The sequence below is a fragment of the Streptomyces rimosus genome (assembly GCF_008704655.1).
GTDB classification, from domain to species: domain Bacteria; phylum Actinomycetota; class Actinomycetes; order Streptomycetales; family Streptomycetaceae; genus Streptomyces; species Streptomyces rimosus.
In genome coordinates this window covers 3,589,096-3,613,750 of sequence record NZ_CP023688.1, presented here as the reverse complement: position 1 = coordinate 3,613,750, position 24,655 = coordinate 3,589,096, and the positions used below count along the sequence as shown (strand labels likewise).

Sequence of the window (24,655 nt, the reverse complement as noted above, 5' to 3'; positions counted from 1 at the left end):
GCGCTCGCCATGATCGGTACATGACGACGAAACACGTGTCCGCGCCCCGGCGGCCGGTCGCGACGATGTCCGTCGGACACGCGGCGGTGGACTTCTACCAGGGCGCGGTCCCGGCCCTGGTGCCCTTCCTGGTGGCCGAGCGCCACTACGGCTACGCCGCCGCCTCCGGCATCGTGCTGGCCGCCACCCTCCTCTCCTCCCTCGTCCAGCCCCTGTTCGGCTCGCTCACCGACCGCTGGACGATGCCCTGGCTGATCCCGGTGAGCACGCTGTGCGCGGGCCTGGGCATCGCCCTGTCGGTACTCGGCGACTCCTACGGCCCGACCTGCGCCGCGGTCGCCCTCTCGGGCATCGGCGTCGCCGCCTACCACCCGGAGGCCGCACGGCTGGCCCGCGTCGCGAGCGGCGGCAGCCATGTCGCCATGGGCTGGTTCTCCCTCGGCGGCAACATCGGCTTCGCCCTCGCCCCGGTCGCCGTCGGCCCGTTGCTCTCCGCGGGCTCGCTGGACGCGTCGCCGTGGCTGGTGGTGCCCGCGGTGGCCGGTGTCCTGCTGACCGCTCAGGTGATCCGCGCGCTGGCGCCGCGGGCGGCCGTCGCCAAGGCCGCGGCGCGCAAGGCGGGCCGCGACAACTGGCCGGAGTTCCTGCGGCTGACCGCCGTCATCGTCTGCCGGTCCATCGTCTTCGTCGGCCTGAGCGCCTTCATCGCCGTCTACGCCGAGCAGCGGGTGGGCGGCGGCGCCACCGCGGGTTCGGTGGCCCTGTTCGTACTGTTCGCGGGCGGCGCGGTGGGCACCGTGCTCGGCGGCCGGCTGGCGTCCCGGTGGGGGCGGGTCCGTACGATACGGATCGCCTACGCGGCCTGTGTCCCGGCCGTCGCCGGGCTGGTCCTCGTGCCCGGCCCCGCGCTGTACGTCTTCGCCGCCCTCACGTCCACGGCCCTGTACGTACCGTTCTCCCTGCACATCACGCTCGGCCAGGACCTGCTGCCGAACCGTATGGGTACGGCGAGCGGTGTCACCCTGGGCCTGGCGGTCAGCGTCGGCGGCGTCGCGAGCCCCGCCATCGGTGCCCTCGCCGACACCACAGGGCTGCGGACCGCCCTGCTGCCACTGATCGCGCTGTGCGCGGTGGCCTGGCTCATCGCGCGGACGCTGACCGAACCGGGGGAGGGCGGCTCAGGCGGCGGGCGGCCCGGTCTCCCCCGCGAAGACGATCACCTGGTCGATGAGGCTGCGCCGCAGGTGGACGATGTCCGTCCCGGCCAGGCGGGGGCCTCCGTCCGGGGTGGTGAAGACCCACCGGTAACGGGCCCACTCGCCCGGCATGTCCACCGCTGAGCAGCGCACCATCGTGCCGGCCCCCGCCGGGTGGCGCCGGAGGTCCAGCACGAACCGCTCGACCGCCTCGATCCCCTCGCTGCGGCCCAGTGGTCCGTGGAAGACCACGTCCGAGGTCAGCGCCTGGGCGAGCAGCGTGGTGACACGGCTGTCGTCCGAGGCGTTGAAGGCGGAGAGGAACGTGTCGATCGCGGACTGCGCGGTCTCTTCGTGCATGCACCAGTAATACCAGCCGCCGACCGGGGCGGCCCCGTCCCGGTCACCGGACGGACGGCGCGGTCAAGGCCCCGCCGTACCGGGCGAGTTCGTCCGACAGGCCGGAGGCGTCGTCGGCGGCGTACGCCACGTAGCCGTCCGGACGGATCAGGAACAGGCCCTCGCCATAAGCGTGCCGGGCGTGCCCCTCGGCGTCGAGCAGGTCGGGGGCCGTCCCGCCGACACGGCACGTACGGATCATCTCGCCATCCAGCGCCGGGAGTTCGACGTCGCCGACGGCCAGCAGGGTGAAGTGCGGGCCCTGGAAGACCTCGAAGAGGCGGCGCGGGGTGCCGTCCGGGGTGGTGCAGGGCGCGTCGGGCGCCCGGTTGCCGGCGCGGAGCGCGCCGTCGGCGAGGCCGGTGCGCCGTTCGGAGGCGAGCGGCCCGTCCGCGTACCCGACGTCTATCTGGTGCAGTTCCTTGCCGCGCCGCATGTCGCCGGTACGGTGCAGCCGGGTGCTGAGGTCGAGAATGCCCGCGGCGACCGGCAGGCGCTCGGCCTCGTAGGTGTCGAGCAGCGACTCCGGGGCACCGTGCCGCAGGACCTGGCCCAGCTTCCAGCCGAGGTTGTAGGCGTCCTGGACGCTGGTGTTCAGGCCCTGGCCGCCCGCGGGGGAGTGCACGTGCGCCGCGTCGCCCGCGAGGAAGACCCGGCCCACGCGGAACCGGTCGGCCCGCGCGGCGTTCGGGCGGAAGGTGGAGGACCACAGCACCTCGCCCACCTGGTCCAGGGTGAGGTGGGTGCGCTCCGCGACGAGCTCGCGCACGGCGTCGGGCGCGGTGTCCGGCTCGGCGGCGGGGTCCGCGAAGCCCGCGATGAGCGAGAAGTAGTCGCGCAGCGGCACCGGGAGCAGCGCGACGAAGTCGGTGGCGTTGAAGGATTCCCACATGTGCCAGTGCCGCTGGTCCAGCCCGTCCAGCCGGATGTCGGCGAGGAGCATCGGGTTCGGGGTGACGCTCTCCCCGGTCATGGTGACGCCGAGCGCCTTGCGCACCGTGCTGCGCCCGCCGTCCGCCGCGACCAAGTAGGCGGCGCGTACCGTACGGGCGCTGCCGTCGGCGCGGACGACCCGGGCCGCGACGCCGTCCGCGTCCTGCGTGAACGACTCCAGCGCGGCACCGAACGCCACCGTGCCGCCCAGCTCGGTCAGCCGCGCGTACTGGATCTCCAGGTTCCGCCACTGCGGGACCATCATCATGGCGCCGTACGGGGTGGACGGGGTCGGTTCGACGGATTCCACGAACACGTACTCGTTGATCATGCGGCCGTCTTCCCAGGACCCGATCTTCGGGTACCGGGCGCTGCTGGCCCGGATCGCGTCGAGCACCCCGAAGTCCTCGTACACCTCCTGCGTACGGGGCTGGATGCCGCTGCCGCGGGTGCCGGGCGACAGCCGGTCCTGGCGCTCCAGCACGAGGGCGCGCACGCCGCGCCGGGAGAGGTCGAGGGCGAGGGCCAGGCCGGTGGGGCCGGCGCCGGAGATCAGTACGTCGACGTGCTCGGGCAGGGTGCCGGCGGGAGCCATGACCGCGTCCTTAACGTTGTTAAGTTCCATGCTTCCGAGGGTGCGCTTAACGGTGTTAAATTGTCAACGTGGCTACGAAACTCGACCGAAAACTGGTGGCGGAGACCGCCCTGGGCCTGCTGAACGAGGTCGGCCTCGAAGGGCTCACCCTGCGCCGTATCGCCAAGGAGCTGAACGTCCAGGCGCCCGCCCTCTACTGGCACTTCAAGAACAAGCAGGAACTGCTCGACGAGATGGCCACCGAGCTGTACGAGCGGATGACCGCGCCCTTGGTCGCGGCGGGGCCGGGCTACGGAGGCGGCGACTGGAAGGCGCTGCTCACCGCGTCCTGCCGGGCCATACGGCGCACGCTGCTCGCCTACCGCGACGGCGGCAAGGTCTTCGGCGGCACCCGGATGAACCACTCCGCGTCGATGCAGCCGATGGAGATCTCCATCGGCGCGCTGACAGCCGCCGGATTCCGGCCACACCGGGCCGCGCGCGCCTGGTTCACCGTCTATACGTACACGATCGGCTACGTGGTCGAGGAACAGTCCGTCTTCCCGGTGCCCGGGGAACCGTTGCGCGACCCCACCTACGACCTGGACGACCGGGAGCGGCGCTACGGCGCCGACTTCCCGCTCACGGTGGTGGCCGGTGAGGAGTTCTTCGGGGACACCGCCCGCGGGTTCGAGGACGGCCTGCGGGCCGTCATCGCGGGGATCGAGGCCACGCTGCTGCACGGCGAGTAACCGGGTGCCCGGGGCGGGCCGCCCCTGGGCGCCCGGACTCAGCGCCGCGGACGCGGATCGATCGCCTGCTTCAGTACGGGAGTGAGCGGGCGCTCCACCCAGCGGTGCAGCACCCAGGCCAGCGCCAGCATCAGCGCCACCGTCAGGACGAGCGTCACGTACGACGGCAGCCGCAGGCCACCGTGCAGGCCGTGCACGACCACCCACCCCAGGTGCTCGTGCACGAGGTAGAACGGGTACGTCAGCGCCCCGGCCACGGTCAGCCAACGCCAGTTCGCCCACTGCATCCGGCCCAGCGCGATGGCCAGCACCAGTGCGAAGCCCAGCGTGACGACCGCGATGATGACCACCGCCGAGCGGTGGGAGAAGGCGTTCGCGGACGGCGGGTGCCACAGCCCGGCCACCGCGAAGTGCTGGCCGATGAGCCAGCTGACGCCCACCACCGCCCACGCCACCGGGTCCCGCCCGCCGTAGCGGTGCAGCAGGTAGCAGCCGATGCCGCCGATGAAGAACGGCGCGTACTGCGGCATCAGGACGATGTCCAGCGCCGGTACGTGCGTGGCCTGCGCCACCGCAGCCGCCAGCGTCCAGCCCGCGCAGAACAGCACCACCCGGCGGCGGGTGGCGCCCGGCAGGATGACGCACAGCGCGAACAGCGCGTAGAACCGCATCTCGGCCCACAGCGTCCAGCACACGCCCAGCACCCGCTTGGCGCCCAGCGGCTGCTGGAGCATCGTCAGGTTGGTCAGCACATCGCTCGGGCCCAGCGCCTCGAACGCCACCCACGGCAGCGCGAACACCGCCGTGACCAGCAGGACCGCCACCCAGTACGCCGGATACAGCCGCGAGATCCGGGACGCGATGAAGGCGCGCAGCGACCGCCCCCAGCCGCTCATGCAGATGACGAAGCCGCTGATGACGAAGAAGATCTGCACGCCGAGGCAGCCGTACGCGAACACGCCGTGCAGGGACGGGAACTGGCGCGCGGGCGAGCTGCCCCACGCCTGCGCTATCTCGCCGTTCCGGCCGCCGAGGTGGTACGCGGCGACCATCAGGGCGGCGATCAGACGCAGGCCGTCCAGGGCACGCAGGCGCGGCGCGCCGCGGGGCTTCTTGCCGGGCGGGGGCGCCGCTCCGTTCCGAGCAGCGGCCACGGGGCGGGTGGCCAGGGCCGGTACGGACGGTCCCGGCAGCGCCGCGGGCGGCGGCGCCTCCGCCGGAAGCTGCGCGGTCATCCGAACGCGGCCCGCTTCTTCAGGCGCCGCTGCATCGCCCGCGCGCGCCGCGCGACCCTGCGGACGGCCGCGTTGCGCGGGATGAACGACAGCTGGGCGGGGATCGCGCCGGGCAGGGCGAGCGCGGTCAGCCGGCGGCGCTTGAAGTAGCGCCAGGTGCGCTCGTTCAGATGGGCGGCGAGATAGCGCTCGGCGACCGGGCGCAGCTCCGGGTAGATCTGGTTCTGCATCGCGTAACCCACCGCGCCGACCAGCCCGTTGAGGTGGGTCGGTGCCGGCTTGGCGCCCGGCTCGTCCGCCAGGTCGGGCACCAGCGCGTCGACCAGGGTGACCGGCACACGATTGCTGTTCTGGTACGGGGTCAGGCGCTCCAGCAGCAGGTCCGTGCCCACGCGGGCGGTCGGCAGGTCGTAGAACGCGGACGCCGTGAGCAGCGCGGTCGAGAAGCAGCCGACCACGAGCGCGGGCCGCTTGCGCTGGTAGAGCACTTCGGCGAGGACCGGCGTGTCCAGCACGGTCAGCTCGGCGCCGAGCTTCTCCGCCTCCCGCTCCAGCGCGCGGGACCAGCGGGCCGGCGCGGACGGGTGCGGCTTGAACACCACCCGGCGGTGCCCGCGCCGTACCGCGCCGCGCAGCATGCGGGCGTGCAGCTCCTCCTCTTCCTCGGGGGTGAGGATGTTCAGCGCGGAAAGGTACTGGCCGAGGAGCAGCGCCGCGCCCTCCGGTACGGCGCGCAGCGCCGGGTCGTCGAAGTCCGCGGCCAGATCGGCGAGCACCGCGCGGAACGCCTCGGTCGGCACGGTCTCCGAGCCCACCCCGAACTCCGTGAGCAGCAGCGGCTTCAGGCCCGGCACGAGGTCCAGGTGCAGCAGGCGGCGGACCCGGGTGCCGACCAGCGGGTCCAGCTTGCTGCGGGTCGGCCCGTAGCTCATCAGGCCGTCCGCGTACACGTCGACCGGCGCGCCCGGGAAGAGCTGGGCCAGCGCGAGCGCCGGGCTGACCTGGATGGACTCCACGATCAGCTCGATCTCGTCCTCGCCCAGGTCCCACAGCAGCCGCAGATGGCGCTCCCACAGCGGCACGTCGTCCTGGCGCGGGGACCAGCCGCCGGGGTGGAACGGGCTGATCGTCTCGTTCCACGACAGCACCCGGTCGAAGCGGCCGCGCAGCCGCTCGAAGCCGGGCATCCGGTCCACCGGCGTCGCGGTCTCCGGGGTCGCGGCGTTGTTGCTGACCAGCAGCAGCCGGCGGCCGGCTGGGGCGAAGGCGCCCGTGTCGAGCGCGGCGGCCAGCGTGGCGGCACCGTACAGGGTGGACGCCAGGAAGATCTGCGTACGCGGCCGCGCCGGTGCGTCGGTACGGGGGGCCATCAGGCGGCCACCTCCGCCGGAACCGGACGGCGGCGCAGCCGTCGCAGACGGGAGGCGCGCTGCGTGTCCATCGAATCCAGTGCTTCCTTCAGTATGTCCTGCGGCATTCTTTTCAGCGCCGCCGCGCTCAAGGCGCGCAATTTTCGGGCCACCGGCGGCTCGAATCGTTCGATCGAGCCGAGATGGTGGGAAATGATGGCGCAATATGTACGTACGGCTTTCGGCAGCAATCGCTGCGCGTCCCGGTCCCGCGCCGTTTCCTCGATCACCTGATCAAATGCCCGGATGAAATCGAGCTGCCGTACGTCACCGATCTGCGTGAGCGAGGACGCCACCCCGCGCCGGTAGAAGACGCCGAGCAGTCCGGTCACCGCCATCGACCGCGCCTCGCGGTGCAGCCGCCAGATCCACGGCCGGTCCTCCGCCGTACGCAGGCCGTGCCGGAAATGCAGCAGGCCGTCGTCCAGCAGCCGGCGGTGGTAGATGCCGGCCCAGGCGAAGGCGTAGTCGACGGAGGTGGAGCGGTCGGCGGGCAGGATCAGCTCGCGCGGGTCCAGCGCGACGTTGCGGCGGCCGTACGGGACGCGGTGCACCGAACGGGTCCGCGCGGTGCACTGGACATGGTCCGTGCGGACGAAGTCGCAGTCCAACTCCTCGATGACGGCCAGGAGTTGTTCGTAGTACCTGGGGGCCAGCCAGTCGTCACCGTCCAGGAAGGTCACATACTCGCCGGCGGCCGCGTCCAGGCCGGTGTTGCGGGCGGTGGCCAGACCGCCGTTCTGCTCGTGCCGCAGCACCCGCGCCCCCGGCAGCTCGCCCTCGGCGCGCGCCAGGATCTGCGGTGTCTCGTCCCGCGAGCAGTCGTCCACGAGCAGGAATTCGAAGTCCTCGCGGGCGTTCGCCGCCAGGCTTCGCAGGGTGTCGGGCGCATATGTCTGCACGTTGTAGAACGGCACGACGACGGAGAGCTTAACCACCCGGGTGACGTTAGGCGCGGTCCCGGCATTCGTCTTGACGGGACGCGAACCCGCGAGTGAACGAAGAATGGCGGGATGGTTAACCTGGCAATTCGGCCTGCTGGTTCGCTGTCCCGCGATGCGCTGTTAACCCGTTGTTGCGGCACAGTTGGCCCGCCGAACGGAACGCCTTCCTAGCGTTTTCGTCGTGCCCACTCGTAACACTTCCCAGCCGCGCATCGCGGTGCTCGCGGATTCGGATACCCGCTGGAAATGGGGCGCTTTGACAGCGTACCGCATTCAATCGGACATTCGTCTGGACGGATATCTGCTCCGCGGCCGTGCCACCCCCACGGTCCGCCAGCTCGACGAGGTCGGCGCCCGTGCGGAGACGCTGCGCGAGATCCGCGGCGCGGACTTCCTGGAGCTGATGAAGGACACCGCGCGGTACGACGTGGTCGTCCTCGCCTGCGTCGGCGGCGCCGTCCAGGCGATGCTGCACGGCCTGGCGCACGCCTGGCGCGGCGCCGCCCGGCGGCCCGTCGTCGTCACCGGCTACGTCGGCGTCGTCTACGAGAAGCTGGCCGACGGCCTGCTGCTGCGGCACGGCGCGGACGTGGTCCTCGCCAACTCCCGGCACGACGCGGACCGGTTCCGCGCGGTGTACGAGGGCGTCGGCGCCGACGGCGGCAGCGTCGTCGAATGCGCCCTGCCCTTCCTGGGCGGCGCCCCGTACGAGCCGGTCCTCGGCGACCGCCCGTACACGGTCGTCTTCGCCGCCCAGCCCTCGGTACCGGACCGCCGCGACGACCGTACGTACCTGCTGCGCCGCGCGGCCGAGCACGCCCGGCGGCACCCCGACCGCGAGGTGCTGGTCAAACTGCGCAGCAAGCCCGGCGAACACACCACGCACATCGAGGAACTCCCGTACCAGAAGCTGGCCGCCCGCCTCCCCGGCGGCCTGCCCCCCAACTGCCGCCTGGCGTACGGGAACATGGGCGAGGTCCTGGACCGCACCGACCTCCTGGTGACCGTCAGCTCGACCGCCGCCCTGGAGTCCCTGCACCGCGGCATCCCCACCGCCGTCCTCACCGACCTCGGCATCCGCGAAGTCCTCGGCAACCACCACTTCCTCGGCTCCGGCTGCCTCGCCTCCTGGGACGAACTGGACGCCGGACACCGCCCCGGACCCGACCCGGACTGGCTGGCCCGCCAGGGCGTGGCTCCCGGCGCCCGATACGCCACCGCCTTCGACGCCGCCCGCGCCCGCGTGACCGCTCTGCGCGCCACCGACCTGCCGCCCCTCACCCCGTACTACACACCCCGCACCGCCCCCGGATACCTCCCCGGCATCCTCGCCCGCTACGGCCTGGACCCCGACGGCGCGCCGCTGCCCGGCCGGACCGCCGAGACCGCCGAACCCGGCGGCCTGCGCCGGCTGGCCCGCGACACCGTGCGCGACGCCGCCCGCGGCGCCTACCGCCACGGCGTCCAGCGCGTCGCCCCCGCCATCCGCCGCTGGGGACAGCTGTGAGCAGCCCATCCGCCCGCCCCCGGAGCCCGTACGGCCCCCGGAAGGAGCCCGCCATGCCGACCCCACCGGCCGCGCCCACCGTCGTCGCCGTCATCCCCGCGCGCGGCGGCTCCAAGGGCGTACCCGCCAAGAACCTCGCCGCGGTCGGGGGCGTCCCGCTGATCGCCCGCGCGGTCCGCGAATGCCGCGCGGCCCGGCTGGTCACCGACGTCGTGGTCTCCACCGATGACACGGGCATCGCCGCCGCGGCCCGCGGCGCGGGCGCCGTCGTGGTCCGCCGCCCCGGCGCCATCGCGGGCGACACGGCCACCAGCGAGGCCGCCGTCCTGCACGCCATGGACACGTACGAGGCCGAACACGGCAAGCCCGTCGACGCGGTCCTCCTCGTCCAGTGCACCAGCCCCTTCCTCGTCCGCGAGGACATCGACGGGGTGGCCGCCGCGGTCGTGGAAGCCGGGGCGGACAGCGCGCTGACGGTGGCGCCGTTCCACGGCTTCGTATGGCGCGAAGGGGCGGACGCCGCGGTCGAGGACCCCGCTCCCGGCGGCATCGGCGTCAACCACGACACCTCCTTCCGCCCGCGCCGCCAGGACCGCCCCCAGGACTTCCTGGAGACCGGCGCCGCCTACGCCATGGACGCGGCCGGCTTCCGCGCCGCGGGCCACCGCTTCTTCGGCCGTACGGAACTGGTCCGCACCGACCCGTCCCGTGTGCTGGAGATCGACGACCCGCACGACCTCGCGCGCGCCCGCGCCCTCGCGCCCCTGCTCGACACGGCGCACCCCGGCGCGCTACCGACCCGCGACGACATCGACGCGGTCGTCCTCGACTTCGACGGCACCCAGACCGACGACCGGGTGCTCATCGACTCCGACGGACGGGAGATGGTCGCCGTGCACCGCGGCGACGGCCTCGGCATCGCCGCCCTGCGCAAGGCGGAGCTGAAGCTGCTCATCCTGTCCACGGAAGTGAACCCGGTCGTCGCCGCACGGGCCAGGAAACTGCGCCTGCCCGTACTCCACGGCATCGACCGCAAGGACCTCGCGCTCAAGCAGTGGTGCGAGGAACAGGGCATCGCGCCCGAGCGCGTGCTCTATGTCGGCAACGACGTCAACGACCTCCCGTGCTTCGGCCTCGTCGGCTGGCCCGTGGCGGTCGCGAGCGCCCACGACGTCGTACGCGGCGCCGCGCGCGCCGTCACCTCCACCCCCGGAGGCGGCGGCGCGATCCGCGAGATCGCCTCGTGGCTCCTCGGCCCCACCCTCTAACGAAGAAGGAACTCCCCAAGATGACCAGCACCTCCCGTCTGCGCACCCTCGGCGACCGGCTCGTCGGCCCCGGCCGCCCCGTCTACGTCACCGGTGAGATCGGCATCAACCACAACGGCGACCTGGAGAACGCCTTCGCGCTGATCGACGCCGCCGCGGACGCCGGCTGCGACGCCGTGAAGTTCCAGAAGCGCACCCCGGAGATCTGCACCCCGCGCGACCAGTGGGACATCGAGCGCGACACCCCCTGGGGCCGGATGACCTACATCGACTACCGCCACCGCGTGGAGTTCGACGAGGACGGCTACCGCGCCATCGACGAGTACGCCAAGAAGCGCGGCATCGCCTGGTTCGCCTCGCCCTGGGACGTGGAGTCCGTCGCCTTCCTGGAGAAGTTCGACGTCCCCTGCTACAAGGTCGCCTCCGCCTCCCTCACCGACGACGAGCTGCTGCGCGCCATGCGCGCCACCGGCCGCACCGTCATCCTCTCCACCGGCATGTCCACCCCCAAGCAGATCCGGCACGCCGTCGAGGTCCTGGGCAGCGACAACATCGTCCTGTGCCACGCCACTTCGACCTACCCCGCGAAGGCCGAAGAGCTGAACCTCCGTATGATCCACACCCTCCAGGCCGAGTACCCCAACGTCCCGATCGGCTACAGCGGCCACGAGACCGGCCTGCAGACCACCCTCGCCGCCGTCGCCCTCGGCGCCGCCTTCGTCGAGCGCCACATCACCCTCGACCGCGCCATGTGGGGCTCCGACCAGGCCGCCTCCGTGGAGCCGCAGGGCCTGACCCGCCTGGTCCGCGACATCCGCACCATCGAGGAGTCCCTCGGCGACGGCGTCAAGAAGGTCTACGAGAGCGAGCTGGGCCCGATGAAGAAGCTGCGCCGGGTGGCGGGCGTGGTCGCGGAGGCCGAGTCCGCCGACCGCGAGCCCGTCTCGGCCTGACCCTGGCGGCTGCTGCCGCCACCGTACGACCGCACCTGCCTGCCACCGCACGACTGCTCCTGACGCCATACGGACGGGACGGACACACCGTGAGCTACCCAGACGGGGCCTGTGGCCCGCCCCAGGAGGCGGCGGGTACTCCCGTCCGCCGCCTCCTGGGGGTACCCCGGCAGCGCCGCAGATCCGCCGCGAGCCGGGCGTCCGACGGCGCGGCGGGGGAGCGGGCGGCGGCCGGCCGTGCCGCCGGGCGGGCCGCCAGGCGGGCAGCGCGGGAGGCCGCGAAGCAGGCCACGGCGCAGGCGACCGGAGCCGCCAAGGCACAGGCCGCGGGCACCCTCGCCTTCGTCGAAAGCCCCGTACAACTGCTCAACGTCCTGGAATGGGCACACGGCGAACAGGCCGCGGCCCTCACCGTCGTCGTCCTCGCCCCGCACGACCCGATGACCCGCGGCCAGCTGCGCCGGATGGCCGAACTCGCCCGCGAGGAGGGCTTCTCCGTACGGTGGGAGGAGGCGCGCGACGGGGCCGCCGCGCCGCTGCGCACCATCGGCGGCCTCACCCGCCGCCTGCGGCGCGCCGGACGCGTCGTCATCGGCGACCCCTTCTCCCGCTACGTCCAGCTCCTGCTGACACTCACCCGGGCCCGCGACCTGATCGTGGTGGACGACGGCACCGCCACCATGGAATTCATCACCCAACTGGCCAACGGCGAACGGCTGGTGCGCTGGCACCGGCACGGCGGCGGGCGCGGGCCCCGCGACCTGGCCTTCGCACCGTTCGCGGCCGCCGCCCGCCGCCGGCTCGGCCCCGCGCCCGAAGGCGGCCGGCGCACCGTCGGGCTCTTCACCTCCATGCCCGTCGAGCCACCACCCGGCATCCGCGTCCTGTCGAACGAATTCGCCTGGACCAGACGGCGGTTCGGCCCGCCACGGCTCACCCGCGGCACGGACATCGTCGGCACCTCACTGGTCGAGACCGGCGTCATCGACCCCGACCGCTACCTGGAAGCCGTCCACGCGCTCGCCCGCACCCACGGCGCCACCCGCTACTTCGCCCACCGGCGCGAATCCGCCGGAAAACTCCACCGGCTCGCGGCCGAAACCGGCCTGGAGATCGTACGGCCCGATCTGCCGCTGGAGCTCATCGCCCGCCGCGGCCCCATCGGCCGCCAGGTCCTCAGCTTCCCGTCCACCGTCGTCCACACGCTGCCCCTCGCACTGGCCGGAACCGGGGTCGGCGTCGCGGTGTGCGACATCGACCCGGCCTGGCTGACCAGCAAGGCGTCGCCGCGGGCCGAGGGCTTCCTGTCCGGGGTGACGGGAACGGCGCGGGGCGTACGCCGTCTTCCTGTCGAACCGTGTGACGATGTACAGGGCGGCGCCCATCGCACCGGCCTGGCGGCGCACGGCGCCGCCGACCGGCCACAACCGTCCGGCACCCCTGTTTCCGGAAAGAAGCGGAACCAGTCCTGATACCCCGGTGATGACCTGCCCATGCGCCGGGCGGCCTAGATATTCTTCCCCTAACGGGCTGAACTTTTGTTGATCGAGGGACAGTTGCCCCAGCCGCCCCCGTACCCTTCAACGGGTGAACCACTTGATGTCCCGCGAGGCCGAAACCGATGACGCCCCAGCCGGGGAACCGCTGCCCGGCGCGCTGCCGGACGATTTGTGCGCCGAACTCATCGACTTTCGCCGTGACTTGCACATGCACCCCGAGCTCGGCAACCAGGAGTTCCGTACCACCGCGGCCCTCAAGGCCCGGCTGGAGCGGGCCGGCCTGAGCCCACGCGTCCTGTCCATCGGCACCGGCCTGATCTGTGACATCACGCCCGGCCTCGCCCCCTGGGACGGCGGCCGGCCGCTCCTCGCGCTGCGGGCCGACATCGACGCGCTGCCGATCCCCGACGTGAAGACCGTGCCCTACCGTTCCACGGTCCCCAACCGGGCCCACGCGTGCGGCCACGACGTGCACACCACCGTCGTCCTCGGCGCGGGCCTGGTCCTCGCCGAACTCGCCCGCGAAGGACGGCTGCCGCGCCCCGTACGGCTGCTCTTCCAGCCCGCCGAGGAAGTACTCCCCGGCGGCGCCACCGACGCGATCGGCGCCGGGGTGCTCGACGGAGTGGGCCGCATCCTCGCCGTGCACTGCGACCCGCGGGTGGACGCCGGACGCATCGGCCTGCGCACCGGCGCCATCACCTCCGCCTGCGACCGCCTGGAAGTCGCCCTCGACGGCCCCGGCGGCCACACGGCCCGCCCACACCTGACCACCGACCTGGTCACCGCCGCGGCCCGCGTCGCCGTCGACGCCCCCGCCCTGCTCTCCCGCCGGGTCGACACCCGCGCCGGACTCGCCGTGACCTGGGGCCGCCTCGACGTCGGCCACGCCTGCAACGTCATCCCCCAGCACGCGGAGCTCGCCGGAACGGTTCGGTGCCTGGACCTCGACGCATGGCGCGACGCGCCGGACCTGGTCCACGCGGCCATCGACGAGATCGCGGCCCTGCACGGCGCGAAGTGCCAGATCAACTACGTCCGGGGCGTACCACCGGTGGTCAACGAACCGGCCTCCACCCAACTCCTCCACGACGCGATGGCCGCGCGGCGCGGGGCCCATGCGGTCGAGGGCACCGAGCAGTCCCTGGGCGGCGAGGACTTCTCCTGGTACCTGGAACGAATCCCCGGAGCGATGGCCCGCCTGGGCGTACGCCCACCGGGCAGCACCGTGCGGTACGACCTCCACCGGGGGGATTTCGACGTGGACGAGGGAGCGGTGCGGGCCGGGGTGGAGCTGTTCACGGCGGCGGCGATGTTGGCGTAGTCGGTTCGGGGTGCGGTGCTGCCCGGTGGGTTTGCGGTTGCCCCGGTGGGGGTTCGCCTTGGCGCTTGGGGTTCGGTGGGTGGGGGCTCGGGGCCCCGCAGGGGTCACTCCTCGGCGCCTGGAGCGGCCGTCATGTATGGACGCAACCGGGGCTTCGGTCGCCTGCGGGGAGACCCCTACGTGTCCCCGAGCCCGCGCCGTGGGCGGCTTTCCCGCCGCCGTGGCGGGGGTCTTTTACAGACCCCTGGCGGCCGGACCCATGCGGCCCCCTCCGCACGACGCGGAGCCGCCCCGGCCCCTGCGCATGCGCATACGCGAGCCTCACCACATGGTGGGCGCCCATCAGGGTGATCGTTCTTTTTCCTCCCCCCACCGGCCCGCACACGCCGAACCGACGGGAGGGGGTGTGCAGGGGGACACTCCCCGCAGGCGACCGTTACATGGTTGCGTCCAGACATGACGGCCGCTCCAGGCGCCGAGGAGATGGCCCCCTGCGCGCCCCCGCCCCACAACGAAGCCAATGCGTATCCGCGCGAAGCGCGGACCAGACCCCCGCACCCGCCGCGCCAGCGGCATGTAGAACGAATAGATAACAGCCACCCAACGAAGGCTTTTGCGCCAGGTCTACGCGCGTTAATCTCCCGTAAAGCCAGCGCCACTACGGGCGCTACCGCGCCCCCCGTGGGCGCACCCGCGCCAGCGTAGGCGCTTCGAGCGAAGGGAAAGGCCCCTTGCGTCGGGTCACCAGGTTTGCCGCCGCGGCCAGCGCTTCCGCGCTTCTCGTGCTCACCGCCACCGCTTGCGGTCAGAGTTTTGCCGAGGCGAATCGCGCCAGTCATGCCGGTGTCGGGCTCGCTTTCGACATCGGTGGGCGGGACGACCACTCCTTCAACGAGGCGGCCGCCCGCGGCACCGAGAATGCCCGCAAGAAGCTGGGCGTCAACGTCAAGATGCTCACGGCGAAGAACGGTGAGACGGAGGCGGACCGCGAGCAGCGGCTGTCGTCGTTCGCGGAGGCCGGGTACAACCCGGTCATAGGTGTCGGATTCGCCTACAGCCGGTCCATCGAGAACGTCGCCAAGGACTTCCCGGAGACGACTTTCGGGGTGGTCGACGCCGTGCCGCAGGGCAAGAACGTGGACGCGATGGTCTTCGCGGAGCACGAGGGCTCGTATCTGGCGGGTGTCGCCGCCGCGCTCAAGAGCAAGAACCACAAGGTCGGCTTCATCGGCGGTGTGAACAACGCGCTGATCCAGAAGTTCCAGGCCGGTTTCGAGCAGGGTGTACGGGACACCGACCCGAAGACCAAGGTCACCTCGCAGTACCTGTACCCGAACAACGACAAGGGGTTCAACGACCCGGCCGCCGCCAAGGCCAAGGCGGGCGGCATGCTGGACAGCGGTATCGACGTGATCTATTCCGCTGCGGGCCAGTCGGGCGCGGGCGCCATCGAGGCGATCAGCAAGCGCAAGGGCGCCTGGGCGATCGGTGTGGACTCCGACCAGTATCTGCAGCCGGGTCTGGCGAAGTACAAGGACTGCATTTTGACGTCGGTGGTCAAGAACGTCGACGTGGCGGTGTTCGACCTGATCAAGAGTGTCGAGGACGGCAAGCCGCTGACGGGCGTGCACGCGTACGACATGAAGAAGAAGGGCGTCACGCTCGCCACGTCGGGCGGCTTCATCAAGGACATCCAGCCGCAGATCGACGCCGCCCGCCAGAAGATCGTCGAGGGCAAGGTGAAGGTCAAGGAGACGCCGTAGCAGGGCGCTGACCGGCCCGGACCGCACCGCGGACCGGCACCGTCCCGCCCCACCGCGGCCGCGGCATCGCACCCCGGCCGCTCCAGCCCGCGGCCGGCCCCGCCCCCGCCGCCTGCCCAGAACACGCAGTCCGCCAAGGACATGCAGTCCGCCAAGGACATGCAGTCCGCCAAGGACATGCCGTCCGCCGAGGACATGTCCAGGACAAGATCCCCGAGGGGAGTGCGCCATCAACGCAGCACCCACGATCAGCCGCCCGGCCGAGCCGGGCCCCGCCGCCGTCGAACTCCGCGGCATCACCAAGCGGTTTCCCGGTGTCGTGGCCAACCATGACATCGACCTGACCGTGCGCCGCGGCACCGTGCACGCCCTGTGCGGCGAGAACGGCGCGGGCAAGTCGACGCTGATGAAGATCCTTTACGGTATCCAGAAGCCGGACGAGGGCACCATCACGCTCGACGGCGAGCAGGCGGCGCTCGGCACCCCCGCGGACGCCATCGCCCGCGGCATCGGCATGGTGCACCAGCACTTCATGCTGGCCGACAACCTCTCCGTCCTGGAGAACGTCGTCCTCGGCGCCGAGAAGCTGCACGGCATCGGCGCCAAGGCCCGCGCCAGGATCATGGAGATCTCGGACGCGTACGGCCTGGCCATCCGGCCCGACGTCCTCGTGGAGGACCTCGGTGTCGCGGACCGCCAGCGGGTGGAGATCCTCAAGGTCCTCTACCGCGGCGCCCGTACGCTCATCCTCGACGAGCCGACCGCGGTCCTCGTCCCGCAGGAGGTCGACGCGCTGTTCGACAACCTGCGGGAGCTGAAGTCGGAGGGCCTGACCGTCATCTTCATCTCGCACAAGCTGGGCGAGGTGCTGTCGGTCGCGGACGACATCACGGTCATCCGCCGGGGCACCACCGTCGCGTCCGTGGAGCCGTCGAAGACCACGCCGAAGCAGCTCGCGGAGCTGATGGTGGGCAGTGAGCTGCCGTCGCCGGAGACGCGCGAGTCGACGGTGACGGACACGCCGATGCTGGGGGTCGAAGATCTCCGGCTGTGCGCCACCGACTCCGACGGAGTCGTCCGCACCGTGCTGGACGGGATCACCTTCACCATCCACAAGGGCGAGGTGCTGGGCGTCGCCGGTGTCGAGGGCAACGGCCAGGCCGAACTGGTCGAGGCGATCATGGGCACCCGCAGCCTGGACGGCGGCACCGTGACGCTGGACGGCCAGGATCTGACCCGGGCCGGCACGCGCAAGCGCCGCGAGGGCGGCATCGGGTACGTACCCGAGGACCGCCACCGGCACGCGCTGCTCCTGGAAGCGCCCCTGTGGGAGAACCGCATCCTCGGGCATGTCACCGAGCGCCCCAACAGCAAGGGCCGGCTGCTCGACCTGGCCGCGGCGCGCAAGGACACCGAGCGGATCGTCGCCGAGTACGACGTGCGGACGCCCGGCATCGAGGTGACGGCGGCCTCGCTGTCCGGCGGCAACCAGCAGAAGCTGATCGTCGGCCGCGAGATGAGCCACCACCCCAAGCTGCTGATCGCCGCCCACCCCACGCGGGGCGTGGACGTCGGCGCGCAGGCGCAGATCTGGGAGCAGATCCGTGCCGCGCGCCGGGAGGGCCTGGCGGTGCTGCTGATCTCTGCTGACCTGGACGAGCTGATCGGGCTCTCCGACACCCTGCGGGTGATGTACCGGGGCCGGCTGGTCGCGGACGCCGACCCCGCGACCATCACCCCGGAGGAGTTGGGCTCGGCCATGACCGGTGCCGCCAGCGGTCACCTCACCGCAGACGCTGACCCGCGCGAGGGAGGTGACCGGGAGTGAAGACGCTGACCAGGTCGCTCACCAAGGACAAGGTGCTGCTGGCGCTCGCCGCGCCGCTGCTGGCCATCGCCGCCGCGTTCGTCATCAGTTCGCTGGTCTTCCTGGCCTCGGGCGAGAACCCGCTGCGGGCCTACTGGATCATGGCCGACTACGGCCACTACAGCGACAGCCAGGTCTGGATCATCAACAAGGCGGTGCCGTACTACCTCTCGGCACTGGCGGTCGCCATCGGCTTCCGCATGAACCTCTTCAACATCGGTGTGGACGGGCAGTACCGGCTCGCGGCCTTCGCGGCCGCCGCGGTCGGCGGCGCCATCGCGCTGCCCGGCGCCCTCCAGATCATTGTGCTCATCGTCATCGCGATGCTGGTGGGCGCGCTGTGGTCGGGCATCGCGGGCGTACTGAAGACCTCGCGCGGCGTCAGCGAGGTGATCACCACGATCATGCTGAACGCCATCGCCGCCTCGGTGATCGGCTACTTCCTCCAGGACGGCCGCCTCGCCATCAAGGACGGCAACCTCCTGCACACCAGGTTCCTGCCGGAGTCCAGCCACTTCTTCAGCTTCCCGACCCACCCCAAGCCGGTCTACGGCTTCGTGGTGATCGCGGCGCTGGCCGGGTTCGTCTACTGGTTCGTGCTCAACCGCACCCGCTTCGGTTTCGACCTGCGCGCGGTGGGCGCCTCCGAGCCGGCCGCCGAGGCCAGCGGCGTCAGCGTCAAGCGGATGGTCGTCATCTCGATGCTGCTCTCGGGCGCCGCGGCCGGTCTGGTAGGCATGCCCACGCTGCTCGGCGAGTCCTTCAACTACGGCACCGACTTCCCGGCCGGCATCGGCTTCACCGGCATCGCCATCGCGCTGCTGGGCCGCAACCACCCGGTGGGCATGGCCTTCGGCGCGCTGCTGTGGGCGTTCCTCGACCGCACCGGCTCCCGCCTGGAGTTCGAGGGGTACGCGCAGGAGATCGTCGGCGTCATCCAGGGCGTGATCGTGCTGTGCGTGGTCATCGCGTACGAGATCGTGCGCCGTTACGGGCTGCGCGCCCAGCAGCGCAAGGTCGGCGAGGAACTGGCCGCCCAGGCCCGTACCAACGAAAGCGACAAGGCGGAGGCGACCGCGTGAGTACGGAACTCAAGCCCGCGGCCCGGCCCGGCGCCACCGCGTCGGGCGGCGGACGCCGCAAGCTGACCTACCCGGTGATCCTGCTGATCGTCGCCGGGGCGATCGTCGCGGTGTCCCTGCTGCGCGCGGTCACCGGCAGCAACGACCTGACCTCCGCCGGGCAGTTCAGCGCGGCGCTTGCCGCCGCCACCTCGATCGGCCTGGCCGGTCTCGGCGGCCTGTGGGCCGAGCGGGCCGGCGTGGTCAACATCGGCCTCGAAGGCATGATGATGCTCGGCTCGTTCGCGGCGGGCTGGGTCGGCTGGCAGCACGGCCCGTGGGCCGCCGCGGCCATCGGCATCCTCGGCGGCGCGCTCGGCGGCCTGGTGCACGCGATCGCCACCGTCACCTTCGGCGTCGACCACATCGTCTCCGGTGTCGCCGTCAACATCCTGGCGCTGGGCGCGACGCAGTACCTGGCCACCATCTGGTTCGGGGCCGAGGGCAGCGCCGCGATGCAGGCGGGCGGCAACGACAAGCAGTCGCCGCCGATGGCCGACATGCCGACGTTCAGCATCCCGGGCCTCTCGGACTGGCTGCAGTCGGTCGAGAACCACCACTGGTTCCTGGTCTCCGACGTGGCCGGCATCCTCGGCGGCCTGGTCACCAACGTCTCCTGGCTCACCGTGCTGGCCGTCCTGCTCTTCGTCGGCACCTTCTACCTGCTGTGGCGCTCGTCCTTCGGCCTGCGCCTGCGCTCCTGCGGCGAGGCGCCCGTCTCGGCCGAGTCGCTGGGCGTCAACGTCTACACGTACAAGTACGCGGCGGTGCTGGTCTCCGGCGCGCTGGCCGGTCTCGGCGGCGCGTTCCTCTCGATCAGCACCCACTTCTACCAGGACGGGCAGACCGGCGGACGCGGCTACATCGGCCTGGCCACGATGATCTTCGGCAACTGGCGGCCCGGCGGTGTCGCGATGGGCGCCGGGCTGTTCGGATTCATGGACGCCATGCAGCTGCGCAGCGGCGGCCCGACCGTCCACGCCCTGCTGCTGGGCCTGGCCGCGCTGCTCGCCGTACTGGCGCTGTTCCGCCTGCGCGCCGCCAAGCGCGCGCAGGCGGCGGTCTCCGGCGCCGCGGCGGTGCTCCTCGTGCTCTGGTACTTCGCGACCGACGCGGTGCCGCTGGAGCTGGTCGAGGCCAGCCCGTACATCGCCACGCTGCTGGTGCTGGCCCTGTTCGCGCAACGGCTGCGGCCCCCGAAGGCCAACGGCAAGCCGTACCGGCGGGGGCAGGGCACATGACGCACGATGGCCCGATGGACGAGGGGCAGGCGCCGGTCGACTGGGAAAAGCTCCGCGAGGCGGCCCGGGACGCGATGTCCCGGGCGTACGCCCCGTACTCCGGCTATCCGGTCGGCGCGGCGGCCCTGGCCGACGACGGGCGTACGGTCGTCGGCTGCAACGTCGAGAACGCCTCGTACGGACTGGGCCTGTGCGCCGAATGCGGCCTGGTCTCCGCGCTGGCCGCCACCGGCGGCGGCCGGCTGACCGCCTTCACCTGCGTGGACGGCCGGGGCGAGCCGCTGGTCCCGTGCGGCCGCTGCCGCCAGCTGCTGTACGAGCACGGCGGCCCCGACCTCCTGATCGACGGCGGGGACGCGGGCGTACGGCGCCTGAGCGACCTGCTCCCCGACGCGTTCGGCCCCCAGCACCTGGCCCGCTAGCGGCCCATCGGGTCCCCGCTGGAGGGACCACCGGCCCGCACCGCACCTCAGCGGTGCGGGCCTCTCGATCTCCGGGCTCTATGCGTGTAGAACTGTGTGCGCCCGCTCGCCGCGTCGTTCCCGGGTACAGGGACGGGCTGAGCCGGCCGTTCCACGGAAAGGAAGCCCAGATGGACGTCATCTCGGTCATCCGCGCCAAGCGCGACAAGCAGGAGCTGACCCCCGAGCAGATCGACTGGGTCATCGACGCCTATACGCGCGGCGAGGTCGCCCACGAGCAGATGTCGGCCCTGGCGATGGCGATCTTCCTCAACGGCATGAACCGTACGGAGATCGCCCGCTGGACCGCCGCCATGATCGCCTCCGGCGAGCGGATGAACTTCTCCACGCTGGCCCGCCCGACCGCGGACAAGCACTCCACCGGCGGCGTCGGCGACAAGATCACGCTGCCGCTCGCGCCCCTCGTCGCCGCCTGCGGCGCCGCCGTACCGCAGCTCTCCGGCCGCGGCCTCGGCCACACCGGCGGCACCCTCGACAAGCTGGAGTCCATCCCCGGCTGGCGCGCGCTGCTGTCCAACGCGGAGATGATGGACGTACTGGACCGCGTCGGCTCCGTCATCTGCGCGGCGGGCGACGGCCTGGCCCCCGCCGACAAGAAGCTCTACGCGCTGCGCGACGTCACCGGCACCGTCGAGGCCATCCCGCTCATCGCCTCCTCGATCATGTCCAAGAAGATCGCCGAGGGCACCGGCTCGCTCGTCCTGGACGTCAAGGTCGGCTCCGGCGCCTTCATGAAGACCATCGAGGACGCCCGCGAACTGGCCACCACCATGGTCGAACTCGGCACCGACCACGGCGTACGGACCTCCGCCCTGCTCACCGACATGTCCACCCCGCTCGGCCTGACGGCCGGCAACGCCCTCGAAGTCCGCGAGTCCGTCGAGGTCCTGGCAGGCGGCGGCCCGGCCGACGTCGTCGAACTCACCCTGGCCCTGGCCCGCGAAATGCTCGACGCGGCGGGCCTGAAGGACGCCGACCCCGCCAAGGCCCTCGCCGACGGCTCCGCCATGGACCACTGGCGCCGCATGATCCAGGCCCAGGGCGGCGACCCCGACGCGCCGCTCCCGGTCGCCCGCGAACAGCACACGGTGAACGCCTCCTCCTCCGGCGTCCTCACCACCCTCGACGCGTACGCCGTAGGCATCTCCGCCTGGCGCCTGGGCGCCGGCCGTGCCCGCAAGGAGGACCCGGTGCAGGCCGCCGCCGGCATCGAACTCCACGCCAAGCCCGGCGACGAGGTCAAGGAAGGCCAGCCCCTCCTCACCCTCCACACCGACACCCCCGAAAAACTCCCCTACGCCCTCGAAGCCCTCGACGGCGGCGTCCTCATTGCCCCGCCCGGCACGGAGTTCACACCGCGGCCGGTGGTGCTGGACCGGATCGGCTGATCCGGTTCCTCGCCCCGGCGTCCGGGCGCGCCCCTCGGGGGCGCGCCCGGCGCGCGCCGCGCTGCGACCGGTGGTGTGCTGGAAGCACCTGACGCGAGGAGAGCGGCGATGGCCAAGAAGAAGGACGACTTCGGCAAGGGCGACAAGGTCACCTGGAAGAGCCACGGCAGTGAAGCCGTCGGTGAGGTGGAGAAGAAGATCACCCGGCGTACGGAGGAAGCGGGCCGCACGGTGGACGCCTCGCCGGACGACCCGCAGTACAAGGTCCGCAGCGAGAAGTCCGGCGGCTCGGCCGTGCACAAGCCCGGCGCCCTGAAGAAGAAGCGGTCCTGAGGCCGTGGCGAAGACACAGGACGACCAGGACACCGTCTGGCACGACTTCAAGGACGCGGTGAACATGTCCCCGTCCGAGCTGGAGACGTGGCTCAAGAAGGACGAGTCCAAGGAGTCGGGACAGCACAAGGGGGGCGGGGAATCGGTGGGGCACGAGTCGGGCCGCCGGATCGTTTCGCTCCTGCGCACCAAGCGCGCGGATCTGTCGGACGACGATTACGCCCACATGCGCAAGGTGACGGGATACGTCCACCGCCATCTCGCGCAGAAGCCGGCGGGGGACGTGAAGGAGACGACGTGGCGGTATTCGTTGATGAACTGGGGGCATGATCCGTTGAAGGGGTGAGGGGTGGGGAATCGTTCGGGTGAACGGGACCGGTGGACCAGTGCCGCTCCCGTTCGTCATGCTGGGATCGGTGCCACAACCCGTAAGGAGACCGCCATGAGCGCACTCCCCGCCGACCCCGCTCCGGGGCAGTACTGGGATGAGCTGCTCCGCTTCTGGCAAGAAGCGGACTGGCCCGAGGGCAGCAAGGTGGAGATCATTGATGGAGTCATCGTTGTGTCACCGCCACCGGCCGCACCGCACAACCGCATCGCCGCCAAGGTCCAGCGCAGCCTGTATTCGGTGTTGCCGAAGGACTGGGAGGTCTACCAAACCCTTGGGGTCACCCACCCCACGCGTGGGCGGCTCTTCATCCCGGACCTGGTCGTGGTCCCGGACGACGTTCTGGACCGGATCGAAGGGGGCGAGGCCGTACCGCTCACGGCCGCGGAGCTGATCGTCGAGGTCACCTCGCCGAACAATGCGAGTTACGACCGGCTGAACAAGGCGGCTGCATACGCGGAAGCCGGCGTTCCGCTCTATCTCCTCATCGATCGCTTCGCTCCTGCCGGGCCCACGGTCACTCTGTTCGGAGAGCCGGGGAACGCCGTCTACCAGGAACTCCAGGCGGTGAAGTTCGGTGAGGACATCCACCTGCCGGAGCCCTTCGGCCTCACCATCGACACCGGCGTGTTCCCCTTCGGCCCCTGACGCGAACGAAGGGCCCACCCCACCAGGACAGGTGGCGGGACGGGCCCTTCGGGCTGCGAGGGGCCGCTACGCGGCCTTGCGCAGGTGGGGGACGCGGCGCTCCGCCATCGCCTTGCGCGTCGCGTACAGCGTGATCGACGCGGCGCCGACCATCGCGGCCAGTCCGAGGGCCACGGTGGCCTCCCAGCCGCCCGCGTAGAACGCCGCCGCGCCGAGCGCGCCGCCGATGCTGCTGCCCACGTAGTACGCGCACTGGTACAGCGCGGACGCCTGCGCGCGTGCCGTCTTCGCCGCGCGGCTCACGGAGGACGACGCCACCGCGTGGCCCGCGAAGAAGCCCGCGGTGATCAGGACCAGGCCCAGCAGGACCGCTACGAGCGATGCGGTGAGGGTGAGCAGCAGGCCCGCCGCCGTGGTGCCGACGGCGAGGTAGAGGGCCCCGCGCCGGCCGACGCGGCCGACCAGGCGGCCCGCGGCGGCGGAGGAGACCGTGCCGACGAGGTAGATCAGGAAGATCGAGCCGACGATGCCCTGGGGGAGGTTGAAGGGTTCGTCGACGAGGCGGTAGCCGATGACCGTGTAGACCGCGCCGAAGACCGTCATGAAGAGGGCGCCGATGCCGTACAGGCGGCGCAGCAGCGGGTCGGAGAGGTGGCCGCCGAGGGTACGGGCCAGCGCGCGCGGGCCGACCTTGCGGGAGGCGAAGTGGCGGGCCCTGGGGACCAGCAGGCGGAAGGTCACGGCGCAGATCACGGCCATCACACCGACCGCGCCCAGCGCCGCGCGCCAGCCCCACGCCTGGGCCACCCAGCCCGTGACGATCCGGCCCGACATGCCGCCGATGCTGTTGCCCGCGACGAACAGGCCGATCGCGGCGACCAGTGCCTTGGCCCGTACCTCCTCGGCCAGGAACGCCATCGCGGAGGCCGGCAGCCCGGCCAGCGCCACGCCCTGGACGGCGCGCAGCGCGACCAGCCAGCCCAGGTCGGGGGCGAACGGGACCAGCATGGCGATCACCGCGGCGACCGACAGGGAGGCGGTCATCATCGTGCGGCGGCCGAAGCGTTCGGACAGCGCGCTCAGCGGGATGACGGCCAGGGCCAGGCCGAAGGTCGCGGCCGACACCGTCCAGCTGGCCTGGTCGGGTGTGACGGCGAGGTCGGCGGAGATCGCGGGGAGCAGCGCCTGCGTCGAGTACAGGAGCGCGAAGGTGGCGACGCCCGCGGCGAACAGCGCGAAGCTCATCCGGCGGTAGCCGGGGCCGCCCGGGTGCAGCTTGGCGGCCTCGGGGTCGGGCGCCGGGTGCGCGTCGGCGGCGGGCGTGGAGGAGGTGACGGGGGACGACTGTGCGGAGGCGCCGGCGCGCGCGGCGGCCGACGCCCCGGTATCAGCGGGAGGCATGATCCGAACGTAGGCCCGCAACTTTCATGC

Annotated in this window: 21 protein-coding genes and 1 pseudogene; 16 read left to right on the top strand and 6 right to left on the bottom strand. The window is 71.9% G+C overall.

Annotated features, from left to right (window positions below; translation table 11 throughout):
• Positions 1–20: 20 nt before the first annotated feature.
• Positions 21–1,169: pseudogene (locus tag CP984_RS14875) on the top strand (MFS transporter); the annotation flags it as partial.
• A gap of 9 nt (positions 1,170–1,178) precedes the next feature.
• Here CP984_RS14875 and CP984_RS14870 read toward each other — a convergent pair.
• Positions 1,179–1,556: a nuclear transport factor 2 family protein gene (locus CP984_RS14870; protein ID WP_030185474.1), complete on the bottom strand. Its 378-nt coding sequence runs from the start codon at positions 1,554–1,556 to the stop codon at positions 1,179–1,181.
• 43 nt (positions 1,557–1,599) lie between these two features.
• Complete coding sequence (locus CP984_RS14865; RefSeq protein ID WP_100246692.1) at positions 1,600–3,153, bottom strand: FAD-dependent monooxygenase; 1,554 nt, start codon at positions 3,151–3,153, stop codon at positions 1,600–1,602.
• Between the two features lie 38 nt (positions 3,154–3,191).
• Between CP984_RS14865 and CP984_RS14860 the strand changes: the two genes are divergently transcribed.
• Positions 3,192–3,854 carry a TetR/AcrR family transcriptional regulator C-terminal domain-containing protein gene (locus tag CP984_RS14860; RefSeq protein WP_030185471.1) on the top strand — a complete coding sequence of 221 codons (663 nt, stop codon included), beginning with the start codon at positions 3,192–3,194 and terminating at the stop codon, positions 3,852–3,854.
• A gap of 38 nt (positions 3,855–3,892) precedes the next feature.
• On the opposite strand, the gene CP984_RS14855 is transcribed toward CP984_RS14860, so the two are convergent.
• Genes CP984_RS14855 through CP984_RS14845 form a run of 3 tightly spaced genes read right to left on the bottom strand, consistent with a single transcriptional unit; the run spans position 3,893 to position 7,436 of the window.
• Positions 3,893–5,089, bottom strand: a complete 1,197-nt coding sequence (locus CP984_RS14855) for an acyltransferase family protein (RefSeq protein ID WP_003985093.1) — start codon at positions 5,087–5,089, stop codon at positions 3,893–3,895.
• Positions 5,086–6,459, bottom strand: a complete 1,374-nt coding sequence (locus CP984_RS14850; RefSeq protein WP_003985094.1) for an alpha-2,8-polysialyltransferase family protein — start codon at positions 6,457–6,459, stop codon at positions 5,086–5,088. Before CP984_RS14850 ends, CP984_RS14855 begins: the two co-directional genes overlap by 4 nt.
• A complete protein-coding gene (locus CP984_RS14845) occupies positions 6,459–7,436 on the bottom strand; it encodes a glycosyltransferase family 2 protein (RefSeq protein ID WP_030185468.1) in 978 nt (325 codons plus the stop codon). Before CP984_RS14845 ends, CP984_RS14850 begins: the two co-directional genes overlap by 1 nt.
• A 187-nt stretch (positions 7,437–7,623) precedes the next feature.
• Here CP984_RS14845 and CP984_RS14840 point away from each other — a divergent pair, with 187 nt between their 5' ends.
• The 14 genes from CP984_RS14840 (at position 7,624) to CP984_RS14775 (ending at position 23,224) form a co-directional block, all read left to right on the top strand.
• Complete coding sequence (locus CP984_RS14840; RefSeq protein ID WP_078575106.1) at positions 7,624–8,949, top strand: DUF6716 putative glycosyltransferase; 1,326 nt, start codon at positions 7,624–7,626, stop codon at positions 8,947–8,949.
• A 53-nt stretch (positions 8,950–9,002) separates the two neighbouring features.
• Positions 9,003–10,217 (top strand): acylneuraminate cytidylyltransferase, encoded by a 1,215-nt coding sequence (locus CP984_RS14835; protein WP_003985097.1) that lies wholly within the window; start codon positions 9,003–9,005, stop codon positions 10,215–10,217.
• A 20-nt stretch (positions 10,218–10,237) separates the two neighbouring features.
• Entirely contained in the window at positions 10,238–11,170 is a 933-nt protein-coding gene (locus tag CP984_RS14830; protein WP_003985098.1) for an N-acetylneuraminate synthase family protein, read from the top strand.
• Positions 11,171–11,259: 89 nt separating this feature from the next.
• Positions 11,260–12,642 carry a hypothetical protein gene (locus CP984_RS14825; protein ID WP_371280385.1) on the top strand — a complete coding sequence of 461 codons (1,383 nt, stop codon included), beginning with the start codon at positions 11,260–11,262 and terminating at the stop codon, positions 12,640–12,642.
• Positions 12,643–12,769: 127 nt separating this feature from the next.
• Positions 12,770–13,993 (top strand): amidohydrolase, encoded by a 1,224-nt coding sequence (locus CP984_RS14820; protein ID WP_003987421.1) that lies wholly within the window; start codon positions 12,770–12,772, stop codon positions 13,991–13,993.
• Positions 13,994–14,724: 731 nt separating this feature from the next.
• Positions 14,725–15,756: a BMP family lipoprotein gene (locus tag CP984_RS14815; protein ID WP_003986626.1), complete on the top strand. Its 1,032-nt coding sequence runs from the start codon at positions 14,725–14,727 to the stop codon at positions 15,754–15,756.
• 319 nt (positions 15,757–16,075) lie between these two features.
• A complete protein-coding gene (locus tag CP984_RS14810; RefSeq protein ID WP_003986625.1) occupies positions 16,076–17,584 on the top strand; it encodes an ABC transporter ATP-binding protein in 1,509 nt (502 codons plus the stop codon).
• Positions 17,581–18,705: an ABC transporter permease gene (locus CP984_RS14805; RefSeq protein ID WP_003986624.1), complete on the top strand. Its 1,125-nt coding sequence runs from the start codon at positions 17,581–17,583 to the stop codon at positions 18,703–18,705. The genes CP984_RS14810 and CP984_RS14805 overlap by 4 nt, the downstream gene beginning before the upstream one ends.
• Positions 18,702–19,985, top strand: a complete 1,284-nt coding sequence (locus tag CP984_RS14800) for an ABC transporter permease (RefSeq protein ID WP_003986623.1) — start codon at positions 18,702–18,704, stop codon at positions 19,983–19,985. Before CP984_RS14805 ends, CP984_RS14800 begins: the two co-directional genes overlap by 4 nt.
• 14 nt (positions 19,986–19,999) lie before the next feature.
• The gene (locus CP984_RS14795) at positions 20,000–20,407 is read left to right on the top strand and encodes a cytidine deaminase (protein WP_003986622.1); all 408 of its coding nucleotides are present in this window, start codon (positions 20,000–20,002) and stop codon (positions 20,405–20,407) included.
• A 170-nt stretch (positions 20,408–20,577) separates the two neighbouring features.
• The gene (locus CP984_RS14790; protein WP_003986621.1) at positions 20,578–21,855 is read left to right on the top strand and encodes a thymidine phosphorylase; all 1,278 of its coding nucleotides are present in this window, start codon (positions 20,578–20,580) and stop codon (positions 21,853–21,855) included.
• Positions 21,856–21,963: 108 nt separating this feature from the next.
• Positions 21,964–22,188, top strand: coding sequence for a hypervirulence associated TUDOR domain-containing protein (locus CP984_RS14785; RefSeq protein WP_003986620.1), 225 nt, complete (start codon positions 21,964–21,966; stop codon positions 22,186–22,188).
• A gap of 4 nt (positions 22,189–22,192) precedes the next feature.
• On the top strand, positions 22,193–22,534 hold the full coding sequence (locus CP984_RS14780; protein ID WP_003986619.1) for a DUF3140 domain-containing protein: 342 nt from the start codon (positions 22,193–22,195) through the stop codon (positions 22,532–22,534).
• 96 nt (positions 22,535–22,630) lie between these two features.
• Entirely contained in the window at positions 22,631–23,224 is a 594-nt protein-coding gene (locus CP984_RS14775; RefSeq protein ID WP_003986618.1) for a Uma2 family endonuclease, read from the top strand.
• A gap of 66 nt (positions 23,225–23,290) precedes the next feature.
• On the opposite strand, the gene CP984_RS14770 is transcribed toward CP984_RS14775, so the two are convergent.
• Positions 23,291–24,625 (bottom strand): MFS transporter, encoded by a 1,335-nt coding sequence (locus CP984_RS14770; RefSeq protein WP_030181600.1) that lies wholly within the window; start codon positions 24,623–24,625, stop codon positions 23,291–23,293.
• Positions 24,626–24,655: the final 30 nt, after the last annotated feature.

Coding starts and splice junctions, on each gene's coding strand:
- CP984_RS14870 (WP_030185474.1), bottom strand. CDS start 1,556: ATGCACGAAGAGACCGCGCAGTCCGCGATCGACACGTTCCTCTCCGCC.
- CP984_RS14865 (WP_100246692.1), bottom strand. CDS start 3,153: ATGGAACTTAACAACGTTAAGGACGCGGTCATGGCTCCCGCCGGCACC.
- CP984_RS14855 (WP_003985093.1), bottom strand. CDS start 5,089: ATGACCGCGCAGCTTCCGGCGGAGGCGCCGCCGCCCGCGGCGCTGCCG.
- CP984_RS14850 (WP_003985094.1), bottom strand. CDS start 6,459: ATGGCCCCCCGTACCGACGCACCGGCGCGGCCGCGTACGCAGATCTTC.
- CP984_RS14835 (WP_003985097.1), top strand. CDS start 9,003: ATGCCGACCCCACCGGCCGCGCCCACCGTCGTCGCCGTCATCCCCGCG.
- CP984_RS14830 (WP_003985098.1), top strand. CDS start 10,238: ATGACCAGCACCTCCCGTCTGCGCACCCTCGGCGACCGGCTCGTCGGC.
- CP984_RS14820 (WP_003987421.1), top strand. CDS start 12,770: ATGTCCCGCGAGGCCGAAACCGATGACGCCCCAGCCGGGGAACCGCTG.
- CP984_RS14795 (WP_003986622.1), top strand. CDS start 20,000: ATGGACGAGGGGCAGGCGCCGGTCGACTGGGAAAAGCTCCGCGAGGCG.
- CP984_RS14790 (WP_003986621.1), top strand. CDS start 20,578: ATGGACGTCATCTCGGTCATCCGCGCCAAGCGCGACAAGCAGGAGCTG.
- CP984_RS14785 (WP_003986620.1), top strand. CDS start 21,964: ATGGCCAAGAAGAAGGACGACTTCGGCAAGGGCGACAAGGTCACCTGG.
- CP984_RS14775 (WP_003986618.1), top strand. CDS start 22,631: ATGAGCGCACTCCCCGCCGACCCCGCTCCGGGGCAGTACTGGGATGAG.
- CP984_RS14770 (WP_030181600.1), bottom strand. CDS start 24,625: ATGCCTCCCGCTGATACCGGGGCGTCGGCCGCCGCGCGCGCCGGCGCC.